Source organism: Methylobacterium fujisawaense (assembly GCF_039619325.1).
Taxonomy (GTDB): domain Bacteria; phylum Pseudomonadota; class Alphaproteobacteria; order Rhizobiales; family Beijerinckiaceae; genus Methylobacterium; species Methylobacterium fujisawaense.
Map to the genome: position 1 here is coordinate 5,574,013 of NZ_CP155000.1, position 16,028 is coordinate 5,590,040.

General features: G+C 68.2%; 12 protein-coding genes and 1 pseudogene. 9 read left to right on the forward strand and 4 right to left on the reverse strand.

Annotated elements, in window-relative coordinates; genetic code table 11:
* The first annotated feature begins 77 nt into the window (after positions 1-77).
* Positions 78-1,355: an oxalate/formate MFS antiporter gene (oxlT, locus tag ABC766_RS26350; protein ID WP_043380816.1), complete on the forward strand. Its 1,278-nt coding sequence runs from the start codon at positions 78-80 to the stop codon at positions 1,353-1,355.
* A 100-nt stretch (positions 1,356-1,455) separates the two neighbouring features.
* Positions 1,456-2,127 (forward strand): class II aldolase/adducin family protein, encoded by a 672-nt coding sequence (locus tag ABC766_RS26355; RefSeq protein WP_345819840.1) that lies wholly within the window; start codon positions 1,456-1,458, stop codon positions 2,125-2,127.
* Positions 2,128-2,202: 75 nt separating this feature from the next.
* Here the strand turns inward: ABC766_RS26355 and ABC766_RS26360 are convergent, their stop codons facing one another.
* A complete protein-coding gene (locus tag ABC766_RS26360; protein ID WP_043351424.1) occupies positions 2,203-3,135 on the reverse strand; it encodes a methionyl-tRNA formyltransferase in 933 nt (310 codons plus the stop codon).
* Positions 3,136-3,317: 182 nt separating this feature from the next.
* Positions 3,318-4,595, reverse strand: a complete 1,278-nt coding sequence (frc, locus tag ABC766_RS26365; protein ID WP_043351422.1) for a formyl-CoA transferase — start codon at positions 4,593-4,595, stop codon at positions 3,318-3,320.
* 459 nt (positions 4,596-5,054) lie between these two features.
* On the opposite strand from frc, the gene ABC766_RS26370 reads away from it, so the two are divergent.
* Positions 5,055-5,333 carry a hypothetical protein gene (locus ABC766_RS26370; RefSeq protein WP_043380811.1) on the forward strand — a complete coding sequence of 93 codons (279 nt, stop codon included), beginning with the start codon at positions 5,055-5,057 and terminating at the stop codon, positions 5,331-5,333.
* 5 nt (positions 5,334-5,338) lie between these two features.
* On the opposite strand, the gene ABC766_RS26375 is transcribed toward ABC766_RS26370, so the two are convergent.
* Complete coding sequence (locus tag ABC766_RS26375) at positions 5,339-6,205, reverse strand: hypothetical protein (protein ID WP_345819841.1); 867 nt, start codon at positions 6,203-6,205, stop codon at positions 5,339-5,341.
* A 322-nt stretch (positions 6,206-6,527) separates the two neighbouring features.
* Between ABC766_RS26375 and ABC766_RS26380 the strand changes: the two genes are divergently transcribed.
* The 3 genes from ABC766_RS26380 to ABC766_RS26390 are packed head-to-tail and all read left to right on the forward strand — an operon-like array spanning position 6,528 to position 9,925.
* The gene (locus ABC766_RS26380; RefSeq protein ID WP_345819842.1) at positions 6,528-8,414 is read left to right on the forward strand and encodes an MHYT domain-containing protein; all 1,887 of its coding nucleotides are present in this window, start codon (positions 6,528-6,530) and stop codon (positions 8,412-8,414) included.
* A gap of 36 nt (positions 8,415-8,450) precedes the next feature.
* Positions 8,451-8,864 (forward strand): response regulator, encoded by a 414-nt coding sequence (locus ABC766_RS26385; RefSeq protein WP_043351430.1) that lies wholly within the window; start codon positions 8,451-8,453, stop codon positions 8,862-8,864.
* On the forward strand, positions 8,861-9,925 hold the full coding sequence (locus ABC766_RS26390) for a sensor histidine kinase (protein ID WP_179696767.1): 1,065 nt from the start codon (positions 8,861-8,863) through the stop codon (positions 9,923-9,925). Before ABC766_RS26385 ends, ABC766_RS26390 begins: the two co-directional genes overlap by 4 nt.
* 10 nt (positions 9,926-9,935) lie before the next feature.
* Here ABC766_RS26390 and ABC766_RS26395 read toward each other — a convergent pair whose 3' ends face one another.
* Complete coding sequence (locus ABC766_RS26395; protein ID WP_043351415.1) at positions 9,936-10,499, reverse strand: TetR/AcrR family transcriptional regulator; 564 nt, start codon at positions 10,497-10,499, stop codon at positions 9,936-9,938.
* Between the two features lie 97 nt (positions 10,500-10,596).
* On the opposite strand from ABC766_RS26395, the pseudogene ABC766_RS26400 reads away from it, so the two are divergent.
* The 3 genes and pseudogenes from ABC766_RS26400 (at position 10,597) to ABC766_RS26410 (ending at position 15,889) form a co-directional block, all read left to right on the forward strand.
* A pseudogene (locus ABC766_RS26400) lies at positions 10,597-11,701 on the forward strand (efflux RND transporter periplasmic adaptor subunit).
* Complete coding sequence (locus tag ABC766_RS26405) at positions 11,698-12,801, forward strand: efflux RND transporter periplasmic adaptor subunit (protein WP_427902268.1); 1,104 nt, start codon at positions 11,698-11,700, stop codon at positions 12,799-12,801. Before ABC766_RS26400 ends, ABC766_RS26405 begins: the two are co-directional and overlap by 4 nt.
* 22 nt (positions 12,802-12,823) lie before the next feature.
* The gene (locus ABC766_RS26410; RefSeq protein WP_075380384.1) at positions 12,824-15,889 is read left to right on the forward strand and encodes an efflux RND transporter permease subunit; all 3,066 of its coding nucleotides are present in this window, start codon (positions 12,824-12,826) and stop codon (positions 15,887-15,889) included.
* Positions 15,890-16,028: the final 139 nt, after the last annotated feature.

The window sequence follows — 16,028 nt, forward strand, 5'->3', positions numbered from 1 at the left end:
CCAAGCTGGGCCGCGGCAGGGCATACAGCCGGTCTGAGCACAGACCCCAACAATAATACTGCCAAGGAGGGATGGGTATGTCCGAGATCGTCAAACCGGCGGGACGTGGCCGCTGGCTGCAACTCGCCTTCGGCGTCGTCTGCATGTGCATGATCGCCAACATGCAGTACGGTTGGACCTTCTTCGTGAACCCGATGCAGGAGCGGCACGGCTGGGATCGCGCGGCGATCCAGGTGGCGTTCACGCTGTTCGTCGTCACCGAGACGTGGCTGGTCCCGATCGAGGGCTGGTTTGTCGACAAGTATGGCCCGCGGATCGTCACGCTGTTCGGCGGCCTGCTCTGCGGCATCGCCTGGGTGATCAACTCCTACGCCGACTCGCTCACCGTGCTGTACATCGCGGCCGCGATCGGCGGCACCGGCGCCGGTGCGGTCTACGGAACCTGCGTCGGCAATTCGCTGAAGTGGTTTCCCGACCGACGCGGCCTCGCCGCGGGCATCACCGCGATGGGCTTCGGCGCGGGCTCGGCCCTGACCGTCGTGCCGATCCAGGCCATGATCAAGTCGCAGGGCTACGAGGCGGCGTTCTTCTACTTCGGTATCGGGCAGGGCGTCATCGTGATGCTCATCGCCCTGTTCCTGCGGTCGCCCGCGAAGGGGCAGGTTCCGGAGATCGCCCGGGTCAGCCAGTCGAAGCGCGACTACAAGCCCTCCGAGATGGTCCGCACGCCGATCTTCTGGGTCATGTACGCGATGTTCGTCATGATGGCGGCCGGCGGCCTGATGGCGACCGCGCAGCTCGGCCCGATCGCCAAGGACTTCAAGATCGCCGACGTTCCGGTCTCGCTGCTCGGGATCACGCTGCCGGCGCTGACCTTCGCGGCCACGCTCGACCGGGTGCTCAACGGCGTGACGCGTCCGTTCTTCGGCTGGGTCTCCGACCATATCGGCCGCGAGAACACGATGTTCCTGTCCTTCGCGATCGAAGGCCTGGGCATCTACGCGCTCAGCCAGTTCGGCCAGAACCCGATCGCCTTCGTGCTTCTGACCGGTCTCGTGTTCTTTGCCTGGGGTGAGATCTACTCCCTGTTCCCGGCGACCTGCGGAGACACGTTCGGCTCGAAATACGCCGCCACCAATGCCGGTCTGCTCTATACGGCCAAGGGCACGGCGGCGCTGATCGTCCCCTATACCAGCGTGCTCACGACCATGACCGGGAGCTGGCACGCGGTGTTCCTGGCGGCAGCGGCCCTCAACATCGTCGCGGCTCTGCTGGCGCTCTTCGTCCTGAAGCCGATGCGGGCCGCCTATACCAAGAAGCGCGAAGCGAGCCTCGCGCCGGTCCTGGCCCAGTAGCGCGGTCCAGGCGACACGAACCGACGAGAATGAGCCCGGCGCCGTCTTTACGGCGCCGGGCTTCCTGCATACCGGGGACCGGGCTTTCCGGAGATCGGGTATGGACAGGGACGAGCGGATCGCGCGGGAGAGCGTCGTGGCGGCGGCACGGGCGCTCGACGCCCAGGGGCTGAACCGCGGGACGTCGGGGAACGTCTCGGTGCGGTTCCGCGATGGGCTCCTGATCACACCCTCCGGCATGCCCACCGACAGGACGGGACCGGACGATGTGGTCCCGATGGCATTCGACGGCACCCACCCGCCGGATCAGAAGCCCTCTTCGGAATGGCGCTTCCATCGGGACATCCTGGTGTCCCGTCCGGAATTCGGTGCGGTGGTCCACGCACATCCGGTCTACTGCACCGCTTTCGCCATGTGCGGTCAGCCGATACCGGCGATCCATTACATGATCGCCGCCTTCGGAGGCCCGAGCGTGCGCTGCGCGCCGTATGCGCCCTATGGCACCGCTGAACTCTCGGACCTGGCCCTGACGGCGCTGGCCGATCGCAACGTCTGCCTCCTCGCCAACCACGGCATGATCGCGGCCGGCACCGATCTGGAGAAGGCCCTCTGGCTCGCCGTCGAGCTGGAGACACTCTGCCACCAATACGCCGTCGCGCGGCAGATCGGGACGCCGATCGTCCTGTCCGATGAAGAGATCGGCATCACCGTCGAGCGCTTTCGCGGCTATGGGCTGAATGCGGCGGGGAGCACAGGCTCAACGACCGCTTAGCCGAGAGGCCCCGCGGGATCGGTCGGGCGCCGCGCCGTCTAAGGTCGGATGCGCTCCACCGCCGGCGCGGGCATCCTATCGCCCGAGCACCTGCCCGACCGCCAGCCCGACCTCCTGGGCGAACGCGGCGGCCGCGATCTTCTTGCCGCCCTCCGCCTTGACCTTGCGAATCTCGATCCGGCCGCCCTGCGCGCAGACGCTGAACCCCGCGTCGTCGATGGCGATCACCTCGCCGGGCTTGCCCACGACATCGGCGAGCTTACGGACCCGATGCAGGGTCGAATCGAAGATCTGGAGCTTCTTGCCGTCGAGCGTCGTCCAGGCGCCCGGCGCCGGATTGGCCGCGCGGATCAGGTTGTAGATCTGCTCGGCATGAGCGGACCAGTGGATCTCCGCCTCCGCCCCCCGGAACCAGCCCTCGTAGCTGGCGGCATCCTCATCCTGGTCAATCTCGACATGCTCTCCCGCAACGACGAGATCGGCCGCCTCGAGCATCGCCTCGACGCCCATCGGGAACAGGTTGTCGAAGTAGACGTCGCCCAGCGTCGCATCGGCGCCGATCGGGCAGGTCTTCTGCAGGATCACCGGCCCTTCATCGAGCCCGTCGGTGGGCCGGAAGATCGTAAGGCCGGTCTGCAGCTCGCCGCGGGCGATCGGCCAGTTGATCGAGGACGGGCCGCGATACCGCGGCAGCAGGCTCGGATGATACTGGATTGTGCCGTGCTTCGGGATGTTGACGAAGCTCTGGGGCGCGAATTGCAGCACGTAGGCCATGATGCCGATGTCGGCATCGAGCCCCCGCATCGCGGCCTCGGCCTCGGGACTCTTCAGGCTGGGGAACTGGAAAACCGTCAACCCCTTCTCGACCGCCGCGGTCTTGAGGACGTCCGGCTTGGCGCCGGGCTTCTCGGGCGCGCAGAACACCGCGGCGACCTCATCGCCTCGCTTGAGGAACGCCTCCAGGACCGCCTTGCCGAAATCCTGTTGGCCGATGAAGGCGATGCGCATGCAATCTCCTGGGCTTCGACCGGGCCCATGGCGGCCCGGGAAAGGGACGGTCGGAGCGCGGGGCGCGGCGGCGAACGGTCGTGCCCCGTTGATCGGACGGCGTCATCCGAAGTCCGGGACGGTGCGGCCCCGGACACGACGGCGGCGAACCCAGGCCGGAGCCAGGGATCGCCGCACGCCGCTCACTCTGCGGCGATCTTCTGAACGACGCCGATCGCGCCGGACTCGGAGATTTCACCGACCTCGGCCTCGGAATAGCCCAGCACGCTGCGCAGGATCTCCTCGGTATGCTCACCGAGCAGCGGGGAGCGCTTCACGTCGCTCGGGCTCGCCGACAGCTTGATGGGATTGCCCACCGTCAGGTACTTGCCGCGCGTCGGATGGTCGACCTCGACGATCGTGCCGGTCTTCCGCAGCGACTCGTCCTCGGCGATCTCCTTCATGGACAGGATCGGGCCGCAGGGGATGTCGTACTTGTTCAGCGTATCCATCACCTCGAACTTGGAAACCTTCATCGTCCACGCCTCGATCCGCGTGAAGATCTCGTTGAGATGCGGCAGTCGGGCCTTCGGCGTGGCGTAGTTCGGGTCGGTCTTCCAGCTCGGCTCGCCGATGATGTCGCAGATCGGCTCCCACACGGCGGCCTGGGTGATCACGTAGATGTAGGCGTTCGGATCCTGCTCCCAGCCCTTGCAGCGCAGGATGCGGCCCGGCTGACCGCCGCCGGAATCGTTGCCGGCGCGCGGAGTCGCCTCGCCGAACGGGATGCCTTCACCGAACTGGCTGTATTCCTTCAGCGGGCCGTGCTCGAGCCTCTGCTGATCGCGCAGCTTCACCCGGCACAGGTTGAGCACGCCGTCCTGCATCGCGCAGTCGACCTTCTGGCCGAGGCCGCTCTGGGTCCGGTGATACAGCGCCGTGACGATGCCGAGCGCGAGGTGCAGACCCGTTCCGGAATCACCGATCTGCGCACCCGTCACCATCGGGATACCGTCCCGGAAGCCCGTGGTCGAGGCCGAGCCGCCGGCGCATTGCGCGACGTTCTCGTAGACTTTGCAGTCCTCGTAGCGGCCCGGACCGAAGCCCTTCACGGAGGCCAGAATCATGCGCGGGTTGGCCTCGTGGATCTTCTCCCAGGTGAGGCCCATGCGGGCGAGCGCGCCGGGTGCGAAGTTCTCGACCAGGACGTCGCATTCCTTGATGAGGCGCCAGAGGACCTCCTTGCCCTTCGGATTCTTCGAATCCAGCGTGATCGAGCGCTTGTTGTGGTTCAGCATCGTGAAATAGAGGCTGTCCACGTCAGGAATGTCCTGAAGCTGCTGACGCGTGGCGTCGCCGACACCCGGCCGTTCCACCTTGATGACGTCTGCACCGAACCAAGCCAGGAGCTGCGTGCAGGTCGGGCCGGATTGAACGTGGGTGAAGTCCAGGATGCGGACGCCTTCGAGGGCCTTAGTCATGATCGGTCTCGGAGCTGGAGTCGGATGCGGGAATGTCGGAGGGCGGCTCAGGCCGCGCGGAATGCCGGCAAGCTGCCTGCACGGGTCGGTGACGGGCAACGCGCGACGCCGGGGCAGGGGCAGGGGCAGGGACCTCTCATCCTCGAACGGATCATGTCTGCTATCCCTCCCAATGCGCGGTCTCGTCGTGTCGCGACACCGTCACTCGGACCCTGGGTGACGAGTCCTCGAATTTGTATACCACATGCCATTCGCCGGATGCGAGTGCCGATTGTGGATCGGGCCTATGGCGGCCCGTGACGAAGCGTAAGCCGGCCAGACGCGGCGCTCCACAGACAGCTTGCAACCTTGGACCAAGTGGGAGCGCCCCTTGGCATTCGCGGCCGGGCGGTCCATGGTTTCGCCAAAATTGGCCCGCCGCCGCGGGATTAAAGTCGCAACGCTGCACGAGGAACGCCCATGCTCGCCAGCACCAGCCTGATCAAATCCTCCTGGATCGCCGTCGACGTCGCCCGAGACCGCGCCGAGCGCGTCCTCGTCGTGGAGACCTACATCGCGGTCAGTCCGCTTGAGCCGAACTACGATGCCGCGCAGTACGAGCGTGTCCTGGCCTGCGTCCAGAACGTGCTCAAGTCGCACCCGGAGATCGACCGCGCGTCGATCCTGAGCATGCACCGCGGTTCCGGATGCACGGCGCTGTTCCGAGACCAGTCCGCCAAGCAGTCCGCCGCCGCCTGAGGGTCTCAACCCTCTCCGTCTTCGGCTGGCCGGGAGAGATCCGGCGGGTCCAGGGCGACGCGCGCCGCGTGAAACCACCAGAGCGGTATGTCGCGATTGGCCTGGGCCAGTTCCGAGGCCCAGCCTTCCTTCGGCATCACGTCGGCGCGGTCGGCGAACAGGCGCAACGCCGCCTCCGCGCGCTCCCTGCGGCACCGTTCCGCGATGGCCCGGCGCTCGGCCTCGGCACGCGCATCCGTCTGCTCGATGAGGCGGCGGGTCGCGAGATCGTCGGCATCGAAGGCGAATTGCTGCCAGAACGCCTCCGCCTCCCGGGCGACGTCGCGCTCGCGGCGGAGCGTGGCGAGCGCTCCCTCGGCCGCCTCCCGGGCCGCTTCGGCCGTTTCAGCGCGCGCGAGAAGACGGTTGTTGGCTTCCAGAAGCTCGCGCTCCCGCTCCGGCGACATCCGCTGCCGTCGGAGCACCCGCAACTCTTCCTCGTCGGCGAGGCGGCTCAGAAGCCATTCGGCGAGCGGGCCGTCGGCAAGGGCGTCGGCGGAGCGGCGATAGCGCTCGCGCAGACCCGGGTGACGGATCTCGAAATCCGCGGCCTCCCAGCCCGCGCACGCCTCGCCCGCCGGCTGGTCGTGATCGTAAAGGGTCCGCGCCAGGGCGTCGCGCAGGTCGTCCGGAAGTCGTGCCGCAGCGTGTCCGTTCATGAACCTGCATTCGCGATGAGCGATCGACGGAATTCTAGAACGCGCGCGCGCGACCGATGAGGCCATCGCGGTCTGACGAACGCGGATTTTTCTACGCAGTCTATGGGCGCGCCGGCGGCGGCGCCCAGGGTCGTTCGGGGCCCGGCCGTCGGGTTGACCGGATGGGGCCCGCATCTGGGCTCCCCCTCCACCGCGAACCCGCGTCGGGGCGGCGGATCTTCGGCTCGGGCGGGGCCACGATGGATCGTCGCTCCTCCTGCTTGCCGCAACCTGTCGGGACAGGCCGAAGGCCGCCGCGCGGGACAATGCGCGATCGCCGCGGCGACGGGAAGGCCCGGGCTTCCGCCACGCCGCGCCAGCCGCAGCCGACCGGCAGGTCGGCCCCGCGCTCACGATCCTGGCTGCGGGAAACCACGGTGCCTTCGATTCCCGATGGCGCGCTTCGAGGGCTCAGGATACATCCCGATCTGCGCGCTCCACACGTCGATCCCAGTCGATGGTCCATACAGGCTACAATCCGGCGCTCGTCGCCCTGTCGATCGGCCTCTCCGTCTTTGCGTCCTACACAGCGCTGGATCTGGGCAGTCGCATCCGAGGGCCCGTCGCGGCGGGCCCCCGCTGGCCGTGGATCACCGGCGCTGCGCTCGCCATGGGCGGCGGCATCTGGTCGATGCATTTCGTCGGCATGTTGGCCTTCGAAACCGGCATGCCCACCACCTACGACATCGGCCTGACCCTCCTGTCCCTCGCGATCGCCGTTGCGGCCACCGGCGCCGGCTTTCTGTGGGTGGAGCGGACCGGGGAGGGGCTCGGCAGCATCCTCGTGGCGGGCGTGCTGATGGGCCTGGGGGTCGCAGGCATGCACTACACCGGCATGGCGGCGCTTCGGATCCCCGGCGACCTTGCCTACAATCGGCCCATGGTCGCGCTCTCGGTGGCGATCGCCGTGACCGCGGCGACCGCGGCCTTGTGGCTCTCGTTTCACCAGCACGGCGTCTGGCAGAAGCTTGTCGCGGCCTGCGTCATGGGGGTTGCCGTGGCCGGCATGCACTACACCGGCATGGCCGCCGCGACGATCACCGTCGATGAAGGCGGCACCCACGCCGCCCATGCGATGACGAGCGTGCAGGGCCAGCAGAATCTCGCGCTCTACGTCGCCGGCGCGACCTTCCTCATCCTGTTCCTGGCGATCCTCGCCTCGTCTCTGGACCAGCAGCGGGTGCAACGCGAATTGCTGGCGAGCGAGGCACGGTTTCGAGCCGCGGTGCAGGCCGTGCGTGGCGTCCTGTGGACCAACGATGCCGAGGGCCGGATGCTCGGCGACCAGCCCGGCTGGAGCGCGATCACCGGCCAGACGCGGGCGGAGTACCAGGGCTACGGCTGGGCCGACGCGGTGCATCCGGACGACGTGCAGGCCTCCATCGAGAGCTGGAACGCAACCGTCCGAGCGCGACAAACCTACGTCCACGAACACCGGGTCCGGTCCCGCGACGGATCATGGCGACATTTCGCGATCCGCGCCATTCCGGTGCTCGATGCACGCGGCGCGATCCGGGAATGGGTCGGCGTCCATACGGACATCACTGAACAGAGACAGGCCGAAGCCGACTTGCGCGAGTCCAACGAGGAGATCCAGCGCTACGCCTATATCGTGAGCCATGACCTGCGCGCGCCGCTCGTCAACGTCATGGGTTTCACCAGCGAGCTGGAGGCGACCCGGACCGAGATCCAGGCGGCCCTTCGCGGGCACCCGGAGGCGGAGCGGCTCGACGGCGATCTCGCCGAGGCGCTCGGCTTCATCAAGGCGGCGGTGAACCGGATGGAAGGGCTGATCGCCGCCATCCTGAAGCTCTCCCGAGAAGGGCGGCGGCAATTCTCCCCCGAGCGCCTCGACATGACGAATCTGCTGCGCGACGTGGCGGACGCCCAGAGGCACCAGACGGAGGCCACGGGCGCCACCGTGACGATCGCCCCCGACCTGCCGACGATCGTCGCCGATCGCGTGGCCGTCGAGCAGGTCTTCGGGAACCTGCTGGACAACGCCGTGAAGTATCTCGACCCCAGCCGGCCGGGACGCGTGACCGTGACCGCCACGGCCGTCGGAGACCGGCGGGTTTGTTTCTCCGTCGCCGATAACGGCCGGGGGATCGCCGCACGGGATCATGCCCGCGTCTTCGAACTCTTCCGACGCTCCGGCCTGCAGGATCGCCCGGGCGATGGGATAGGCTTGGCCCATGTCAAAGCCCTGGTGCGCTCGTTCGGCGGCCGGATCGAGGTCCGTTCGGAACTCGGCGTCGGCACGACGTTCGACGTGACCTTGCCCCGCGCTCCGGCTACAGCGGTCCAGATAGACCCCGAACCGGCGCCCATCGCCGCCGAATGAGCGTGGAGCCCGCCCGTGCATCCTGTCAGCATCGTGATGATCGAGGATGACGAGGGGCATGCGCGCCTCATCGAGCGCAACATCCGTCGCGCCGGCGTCAACAACGAGATCGTCCCGTTCCGGAACGGCACCTCGGCGCTGGACTACCTGTTCGGCGCGGACGGCACCGGCGAGGCGAGTGCCCGGCGGCATCTGCTGATCCTGCTCGATCTCAACCTGCCCGACATGACCGGCCTCGACATCCTGGAGAAGGTCAAGGCGAACCCGCATACGCGGCGCTCCCCGGTGGTTGTGCTGACCACCACGGATGACAGCCGCGAGATCCAGCGCTGCTACGATCTCGGGGCCAACGTCTACATCACCAAGCCGGTCAGCTATGACGGCTTCGCGAACGCGATCCGTCAGCTCGGATTGTTCTTCTCGGTCATGCAGGTTCCCCAGAACCCATGAGCACCGGGCGTGTCAGCGGGGACGGGACCGCCGCGGCGGCACGCATCCTCTACATCGACGACGATCCAGGCCTCGGTCGCTTGGTCCGGCGCGCCCTGGAGGCCCGGGGCTACGCGGTCGAGATCTGTCCCGACGGCGCCGCGGGGCTGGCACGGCTGGCGCAGGGCGGTATCGATGCCGTCGCCCTGGACCATCACATGCCCGGCCAGACCGGCCTCGATCTGCTGCCGGAAATCCGTGCCCTGCCCGAGGCGCCCCCGGTCATATACGTGACCGGCTCCGAGGACAGCCGCGTCGCCGTCGCGGCCTTGAAGGCCGGCGCGGTCGACTACGTCTGGAAGGACGTTCAGGGGCAGTTCCGGGAGCTGCTGGGCGAGGCCGTCGCCACGGCGCTGCGGCAGGAGAGCCTGCGGCGCGACAAGGAACGCGCCGAAGCGGAGGTGCGCGAGGCGCGCGACCGCGCCGAACTGCTTCTGCGCGAGGTCAACCATCGCGTCGCCAATTCCCTGGCCCTCGTCGCGGCCCTGGCGCATATGCAGCGCAACGCCGTCACGGATTCGGCTGCCAAGGCTGCACTCGACGAGATGCAGGCCCGGATCTCGGCGATCGCCGGGATCCATCGGCGGCTCTACACCTCGGACGACGTCGAGTCCGTGGAGCTCGACGCCTACCTGCAGAGCCTCGTCGAGGAATTGCAGGCGGCCATGCGGGCGAGCGGGCGGGATCATGCCATCCGGCTCCGGGCGGCGCCCGTGCGCCTCTCGACCGACAAGGCCGTCTCGGTGGGCGTGGTCGTAACCGAACTCGTCACCAACGCGTACAAGTACGCCTATCCGGCCGGCACGTCGGGCGAGATCCGCGTGGCGATCGAGTGCGATGCCGCCGACACCGTGCGGCTCGCCGTCGAGGATGATGGAATCGGCTGGACCGGAGAGGGTGAGATCCGCGGGACCGGACTCGGCTCACGGATCGTGCGTGCGATGGCGTCGAACCTGCGCTCGGCATTGTCGTATGCCCCCGGATCTCCGGGCACGCGGGCGGTTCTTGCCTTTCAGGTCTGAGCGCGCAATCTCAGCCGTCGGTCCGGCTCGCGATTCGATCGAGGGCGTCGAGCATCGGCACGAGCGAGTCCTCGCCGAGCTGGTGGAAGCCCAGGGCCCGACTCATGAACAGGCCGAGGATCGCGAAGAACAGGACGGAACCCTCGCCCGGACGGGCGCCGTCGATCTGACCGAGCTGATCCAGCTGATCCACCACGAAGGCCTGGAACCCCTTCTGCGCCTCCGGCGACTCCATCGAGGCCAGCAGGAGGGCGCGCGCGGATTCGTTGTCCTCGCAATAATGCCCGCGCACATGCGCCACCATCGCCTTCGGGAACTGAGACGGGCCGGCGGGGATCGCCGCAGCGCATGCCGCGATCTCCTCGCGCACATCCGCAAGCTTTCGGGCGACCAGAGCCACCACCAACGCATCCTTCGACGCAAAATGGTGCAGAACCCCGCCTTTGCTCAGCCCGGCCTCGGCGGCAACCGCGTCGATCGTCAACCCCCGCACGCCCGCCTTGAGCAGCACCGCGGCGGCGGCCTCAAGGATGATCTCGGGCCGGGCCGCCAGCCGTTGTCGCTTCACCTGCATCGCTGACCTGCACTAAAAACCGTCTGGACGGTATGTAACGGATGGCGTAGGAACGCGCCACGCATTTCGCACGAGCCGCGCCGACACGGTCGATCGCATGAGCCGCATCGTCTTCCGTCCACCCCCATCCGTTGTACTGGTGTTAACCGCGCTCGCGTCGATCGGGTGCGCACGGGCCGAACCTGACGCCGCGCTCGATCCCGCGATGGCGCGCGTGCGGGTGGTGCAGGCACGCCGTACGCCCCAGGCGCTCGAGGTCGTGGTGACCGGCGACATCCAGGCCCAGGCCCAGGTCAACGTCTCGTTCCGGACCAACGGCAAGGTGGCCGAGCGGCGGGTCGAGGGTCGGGGATCACGTCACCGCCAATCAGGTCCTCGCCGTTCTCGAGCCCCTGACCCAGCAGGCGAATCTCGACAACGCGAAAGCCGCCCTCGCTTCGGCCGAGGCACTCCTGACCCAGGCCAAGATGTCCTTCGAGCGCCAGAAGCAACTTCTTGCCGGCGGCTTCACCACGCGCTCGACCTACGACAATGCCGAGCAGGAGCTGCGCACGACACAGGCGGCCGTCGATTCGGCGAAGGCCGCTTTGGGAACCGCGCAGGAGCAGTTCTCCTATACGGAACTGCGCGCCGGCGTGGCCGGTGTCGTGACCAGCCGGAGCTTCGAGGTCGGCCAGGTGGTCCAATCGGGGCAGACCGTTCTCGTGATTGCGCAGGACGGCCCCCGGGATGCGGTCTTCAATGTCTACGAATCGCTGCTGGCCCAGCCGCCGGCGGGCGACACCATCGCGGTCGCGCTCCAGTCGGATCCGGCGATCACCGCGGTCGGGACCGTGCGCGAGATCTCGCCGACGGTGGATGCGGCGAGCGGCACCGTCCGGGTCAAGATCGGACTCAAATCGACTCCGGCCGCGATGGGGCTGGGTGCCGTCGTGGTCGGCCGCGGACGCTTCGCGCCCCATGAAGCGGTGATCCTGCCCTGGTCGGCGCTGTACCGCTACGACGGGCAACCGTCCGTCTGGATCTACGACCCCGACCGGCGGACAGTCTCGGTCCGCGCCGTCGAGATCGACCGCTTCGGGCCCGACATCATCGCGCTGAAGCGCGGCGTCGAGCCGGGCGAGCGCGTGGTCGTCGCCGGCATCCAGTTCCTGCGCCCTGGTCAGACCGTCGCGGCCGCCGAGATCGGAGCTCGCCCGTGAAGGCGCACACGTATCTCGCCCTGAGCCTCGTCGCGGCAGCGCTGGCGGCCTGCAACGGGCACGGCGAGGAGGGCGGCGAAGCCGCGGCAGCCGCCCCGATACGTCCGGTGCTCACGCAGGTGGTCGTGCCGAGCGACACCGTCATGTTCGGGCCCTTCGCCGGCACGATCGAGCCGCGCTATCAGGCGCAGCTCGGCTTCCAGATTCCCGGCCGCATGGTGGCGCGGGACGTGACGATCGGCGACCTCGTCACCCGGGGCCAGCGCCTCGCGGCCCTGGACACCATCGTGACACGCTTCGACCTGACCCGTGCCGAGGCGGATCTCGCCGATGCGAAGGCGCAGGCCGAGAACGCTGAGGCCGCCGAGGCGCGGACCCGGCGCCTGATGTCGGGCAACAGCGTCGCCCAGGCCACGCTCGACCAAGCGGTTGCCAAGCGCGAGACGGCCCGGGCGCGGGTGGACCAAGCCATGTCCAGCCTGCAGAAGGCCCGCGACCAGATGGGCTACACCGAGTTGAAGGCCGAGTTCGACGGTGTCGTGACCCAGCGCCTCGCCGAGGTCGGCCAGGTGCTCACCGCCGGCCAGGGTGTCGTGACCGTGGCGCGGCCGGACGTCCGCGAGGCCGTGGTCGACATTCCCGAGGTCTATGTCGGAGCGCTGCCGGCGGACGGCATCTTCACCGTCGCGCTCCAGAGCGCCCCGGAGCTCACGGCGCGCGGGCGCGTCCGCGAGATCGCGCCGCTCGCCGAATCGGGGACGCGCTCCAAGCGCATCCGGATCAGCCTCGACCAGCCCGGCCCGGCCTTCCGGCTCGGCGCGACCATCAACGTGTCGCTGACGCGGAATGTCTCGCCCACCGTGCTGCTGCCGGCATCGGCACTGTTCGAGGACGGCGGCCGCCGCTCGGTCTGGGTCGTGTCCGCCGACGGGAAGTCCGTGTCGCGTCGCGACGTGACCGTAGCGGCGGCGCGGGACAACGCGGAGGACGGTCGCATCGCGGTCGTCGATGGGCTGAAGGCCGGCGAACGCGTCGTGGTCGCGGGGGTCCATGTCCTCAAGGAAGGCCAGGCCGTGCGCCTGGCCAACGGCGCCGTCTGATCCGGCCGCACGGGGTTTTCGCGTGAAGGATTTCAACCTTTCCGACTGGGCGCTCGAGCACCGCTCGTTCGTCTGGTTCCTGATGCTGGTCTCGCTCGTGGCGGGCGTGATGGCCTATAGCCGCCTCGGCCGCGAGGAGGATCCTCCGTTCACCATCAAGACGATGGTCGTGCAGACGACTTGGCCGGGGGCGACCATCAAGGATACCCTCGATCAGGTCACCGACCGGGTCGAGAAGGAACTCCAGCAGCTCAACGGCCTCGACTACGTCCGCAGCTACACGACCCCGGGATCCTCCACAGTCTTCGTGAATTTCCGCGATACCCTGAAGAAGGGCGAGGTCCAGCCCGCCTTCTACCAGGTCCGCAAACGTCTCGGGGATATCAAGAGCCAGTTCCCGGACGGTGTGCAGGGGCCGTTCTTCAACGACGAGTTCGGCGACGTCTACGGCAACGTCTACGCCTTCACGGCCGACGGCCTGACCCACCGGCAGTTGCGCGACTACGTGGAGAGCATCCGCACCGACGTGCTGCGCGTGCCCGATATCGGCAAGACGCAGCTGCTCGGCACCCAGGACGAGACCATCTATCTCGACTTCTCGACCCGGAAGCTCGCCGGTTACGGCATCGATCTCCAGGCCCTGATCAAGGCGCTTCAAGCGCAGAACGCGGTCTCGGCATCCGGGGTCGTTCAGGCCGGACCGGAGCGCATTTCGCTGCGGGTCAGCGGCTCCTTCGCCTCCGAAGCCTCGCTTCAGGACTTCAATCTGCGGGTGAACGATCGCTTCTTCCGTCTCGCCGACATCGCCGAAATCAGCCGCGGCTACGAGGATCCGCCCGCGCCCCTATTCCGGGTGGACGGCAAGCCCGCGATCGGGCTGGCCATCGCGATGCGTCCGGGCGCCAACCTGCTGCATTTCGGTGAAGCGCTGAAGGAGCGCATGCGGCGGATCGAGGCGACGCTGCCGGTGGGCGTCGGCGTCCACCTCGTTTCAGATCAGCCCAAGCAGGTCGAGCATGCGGTCGGCGGCTTCACCGAGGCGCTGGTCGAGGCCGTGGTCATCGTGCTGGCCGTGAGCTTCGTGAGCCTGGGCATCCGGGCCGGCCTCGTCGTCTCGGTGTCGATCCCCCTCGTGCTGGCGATCGTCTTCGTGGTCATGCAGATCATGGACGTGACCCTGCAGCGCATCTCGCTCGGCGCGCTGATCATCGCGCTGGGCCTGCTGGTCGACGACGCCATGATCACCGTCGAGATGATGGTCGCGCGGCTGGAGCGGGGCGACACGCTGCGCAAGGCCGCCACCTTCGCGTACACGTCGACGGCGTTCCCCATGCTGACCGGAACGCTGGTGACCGTGGCGGGCTTCCTGCCGATCGGCTTCAACGGCTCCGGCGCGGGCGAATACACCTACTCGCTGTTCGTGGTGATCGCCGCATCGCTGCTGGTATCGTGGGTCGTGGCGGTTCTGTTCGCCCCGCTCGTCGGCGTCACGCTGCTGCCGAAGACCATGAAGCACCACACGGAGAAGCGCGGCATCTTCACGCGCCTGTTCATGGCGGCTCTGCGCGTCGCCATGCGCTGGCACTGGACGACGGTGGTGGTCTGCCTCGCGCTGATGGCGGCCGCCATCGTCGGGATGGGGCATGTGCAGCAGCAGTTCTTCCCGTCCTCGGACCGCTCCGAGGTGCTGGTCGACCTCACCCTCCCGCAGAACGCCACCATCGCCGAGACCAGGGCGCAGATGGACCGGTTCGAGACGAACCTGAAGGGCGATCCGGACGTGTCGAGCTGGTCGTCCTATGTCGGTCAGGGCGCGGTGCGATTCTACCTGCCCCTCGATCAGCAGCTCGCCAACGCCTTCTTCGGTCAGATCGTCATCGTCACGAAGTCGCTCGAGGTGCGCGACCGCGTGATGGCGCGTCTCCAGGCCATCGCCCTGCGCGACTTCGTCGGCACCGACGTGCTGGTGCAGCCCCTGAGCCTCGGACCGCCCGTAGGCCGGCCGGTGCAGTACCGCCTCAGCGGCCCGAACATGGAGACGGTGCGCCGCCTCTCGCTCGACCTCGCCAACGTGGTGGCCGGCGACAAGCGGCTCGACGTGCCGACCTTCGACTGGAACGAGCCCGGCAAGGTGCTGCGGGTCGAGATCCTTCAGGACAAGGCGCGTCAGCTCGGCGTCACCAGCCAGGACGTCGCCGGAATCCTCAACGGGATCGAGGGCGGCCAGGCGATCACGCAGGTCCGGGACTCGATCTATCTGGTCAACGTCGTCGGCCGTGCCCGCGCGGTGGAGCGGTCTTCGCTGGACACCCTGCAATCGCTGCAGGTCGGTCTCGCGAACGGCACCGTGGTCCCCGTGCTCGCCTTCGCACGGATCGGCTACGATCTGGAGCAGCCGATCGTCTGGCGCCGCGACCGTCTGCCGACCGTGACGGTGCGCGCCACGATCCACGACGCGACCCAGCCGGCCACCATCGTGGCCGCTCTGCAGCCCGGCATCGACGCCTTCATCAAGGCGCTGCCGGAGGGCTACACCGTCCAGACCGGCGGCGCCGTTGAGGAATCCGCCAAGGGCCAGGGCCCGATCGCGGCCGTCGTCCCGGTCATGCTGCTCGCCATGGCGTTCCTGCTGATGATGCAGCTCCAGAGCTTCGGGCGGATGATCCTCGTCTTCACCGTGGCGCCGCTCGGCCTGATCGGCGTCGTGCCGGCCCTGCTCCTGTTCGACAAGCCGATGGGCTTCGTCGCCATCCTGGGCATCCTGGCGCTGATCGGGATCATCATCCGCAACGCGGTCATCCTGGTGAGCCAGATCGAGGAGTTCCGGGCCGAGGGGATGGCCCCCTGGGAAGCGGTCTTCGAGGCGACCCACCACCGCATGCGGCCGATCCTGCTGACGGCAGCCGCCGCGAGTCTGGGCCTGATTCCGATCGCCCGGGAGGTCTTCTGGGGCCCGATGGCTTTCGCCATGATTGGCGGGATCCTGGCGGCGACTTTCCTCACGCTCCTGTTCCTGCCGGCCCTCTACATCGGCTGCTACCGCATCCGCCCGGATGCGGGCGCCCGTCCGGCGGCCCACGCCGGCTGATCGCCCGGCTCACGCGATCGCAGCGCCCGCGGGTGCTGCGAGAAACGGTCGGCCCGCCCCTCCGCCCCCTCAGGGCGGGCCGACCGTGACGAAAGCTTGATCGCGGGCCGCGGCCCGTCATCGGAAACCTTGCGGTCGC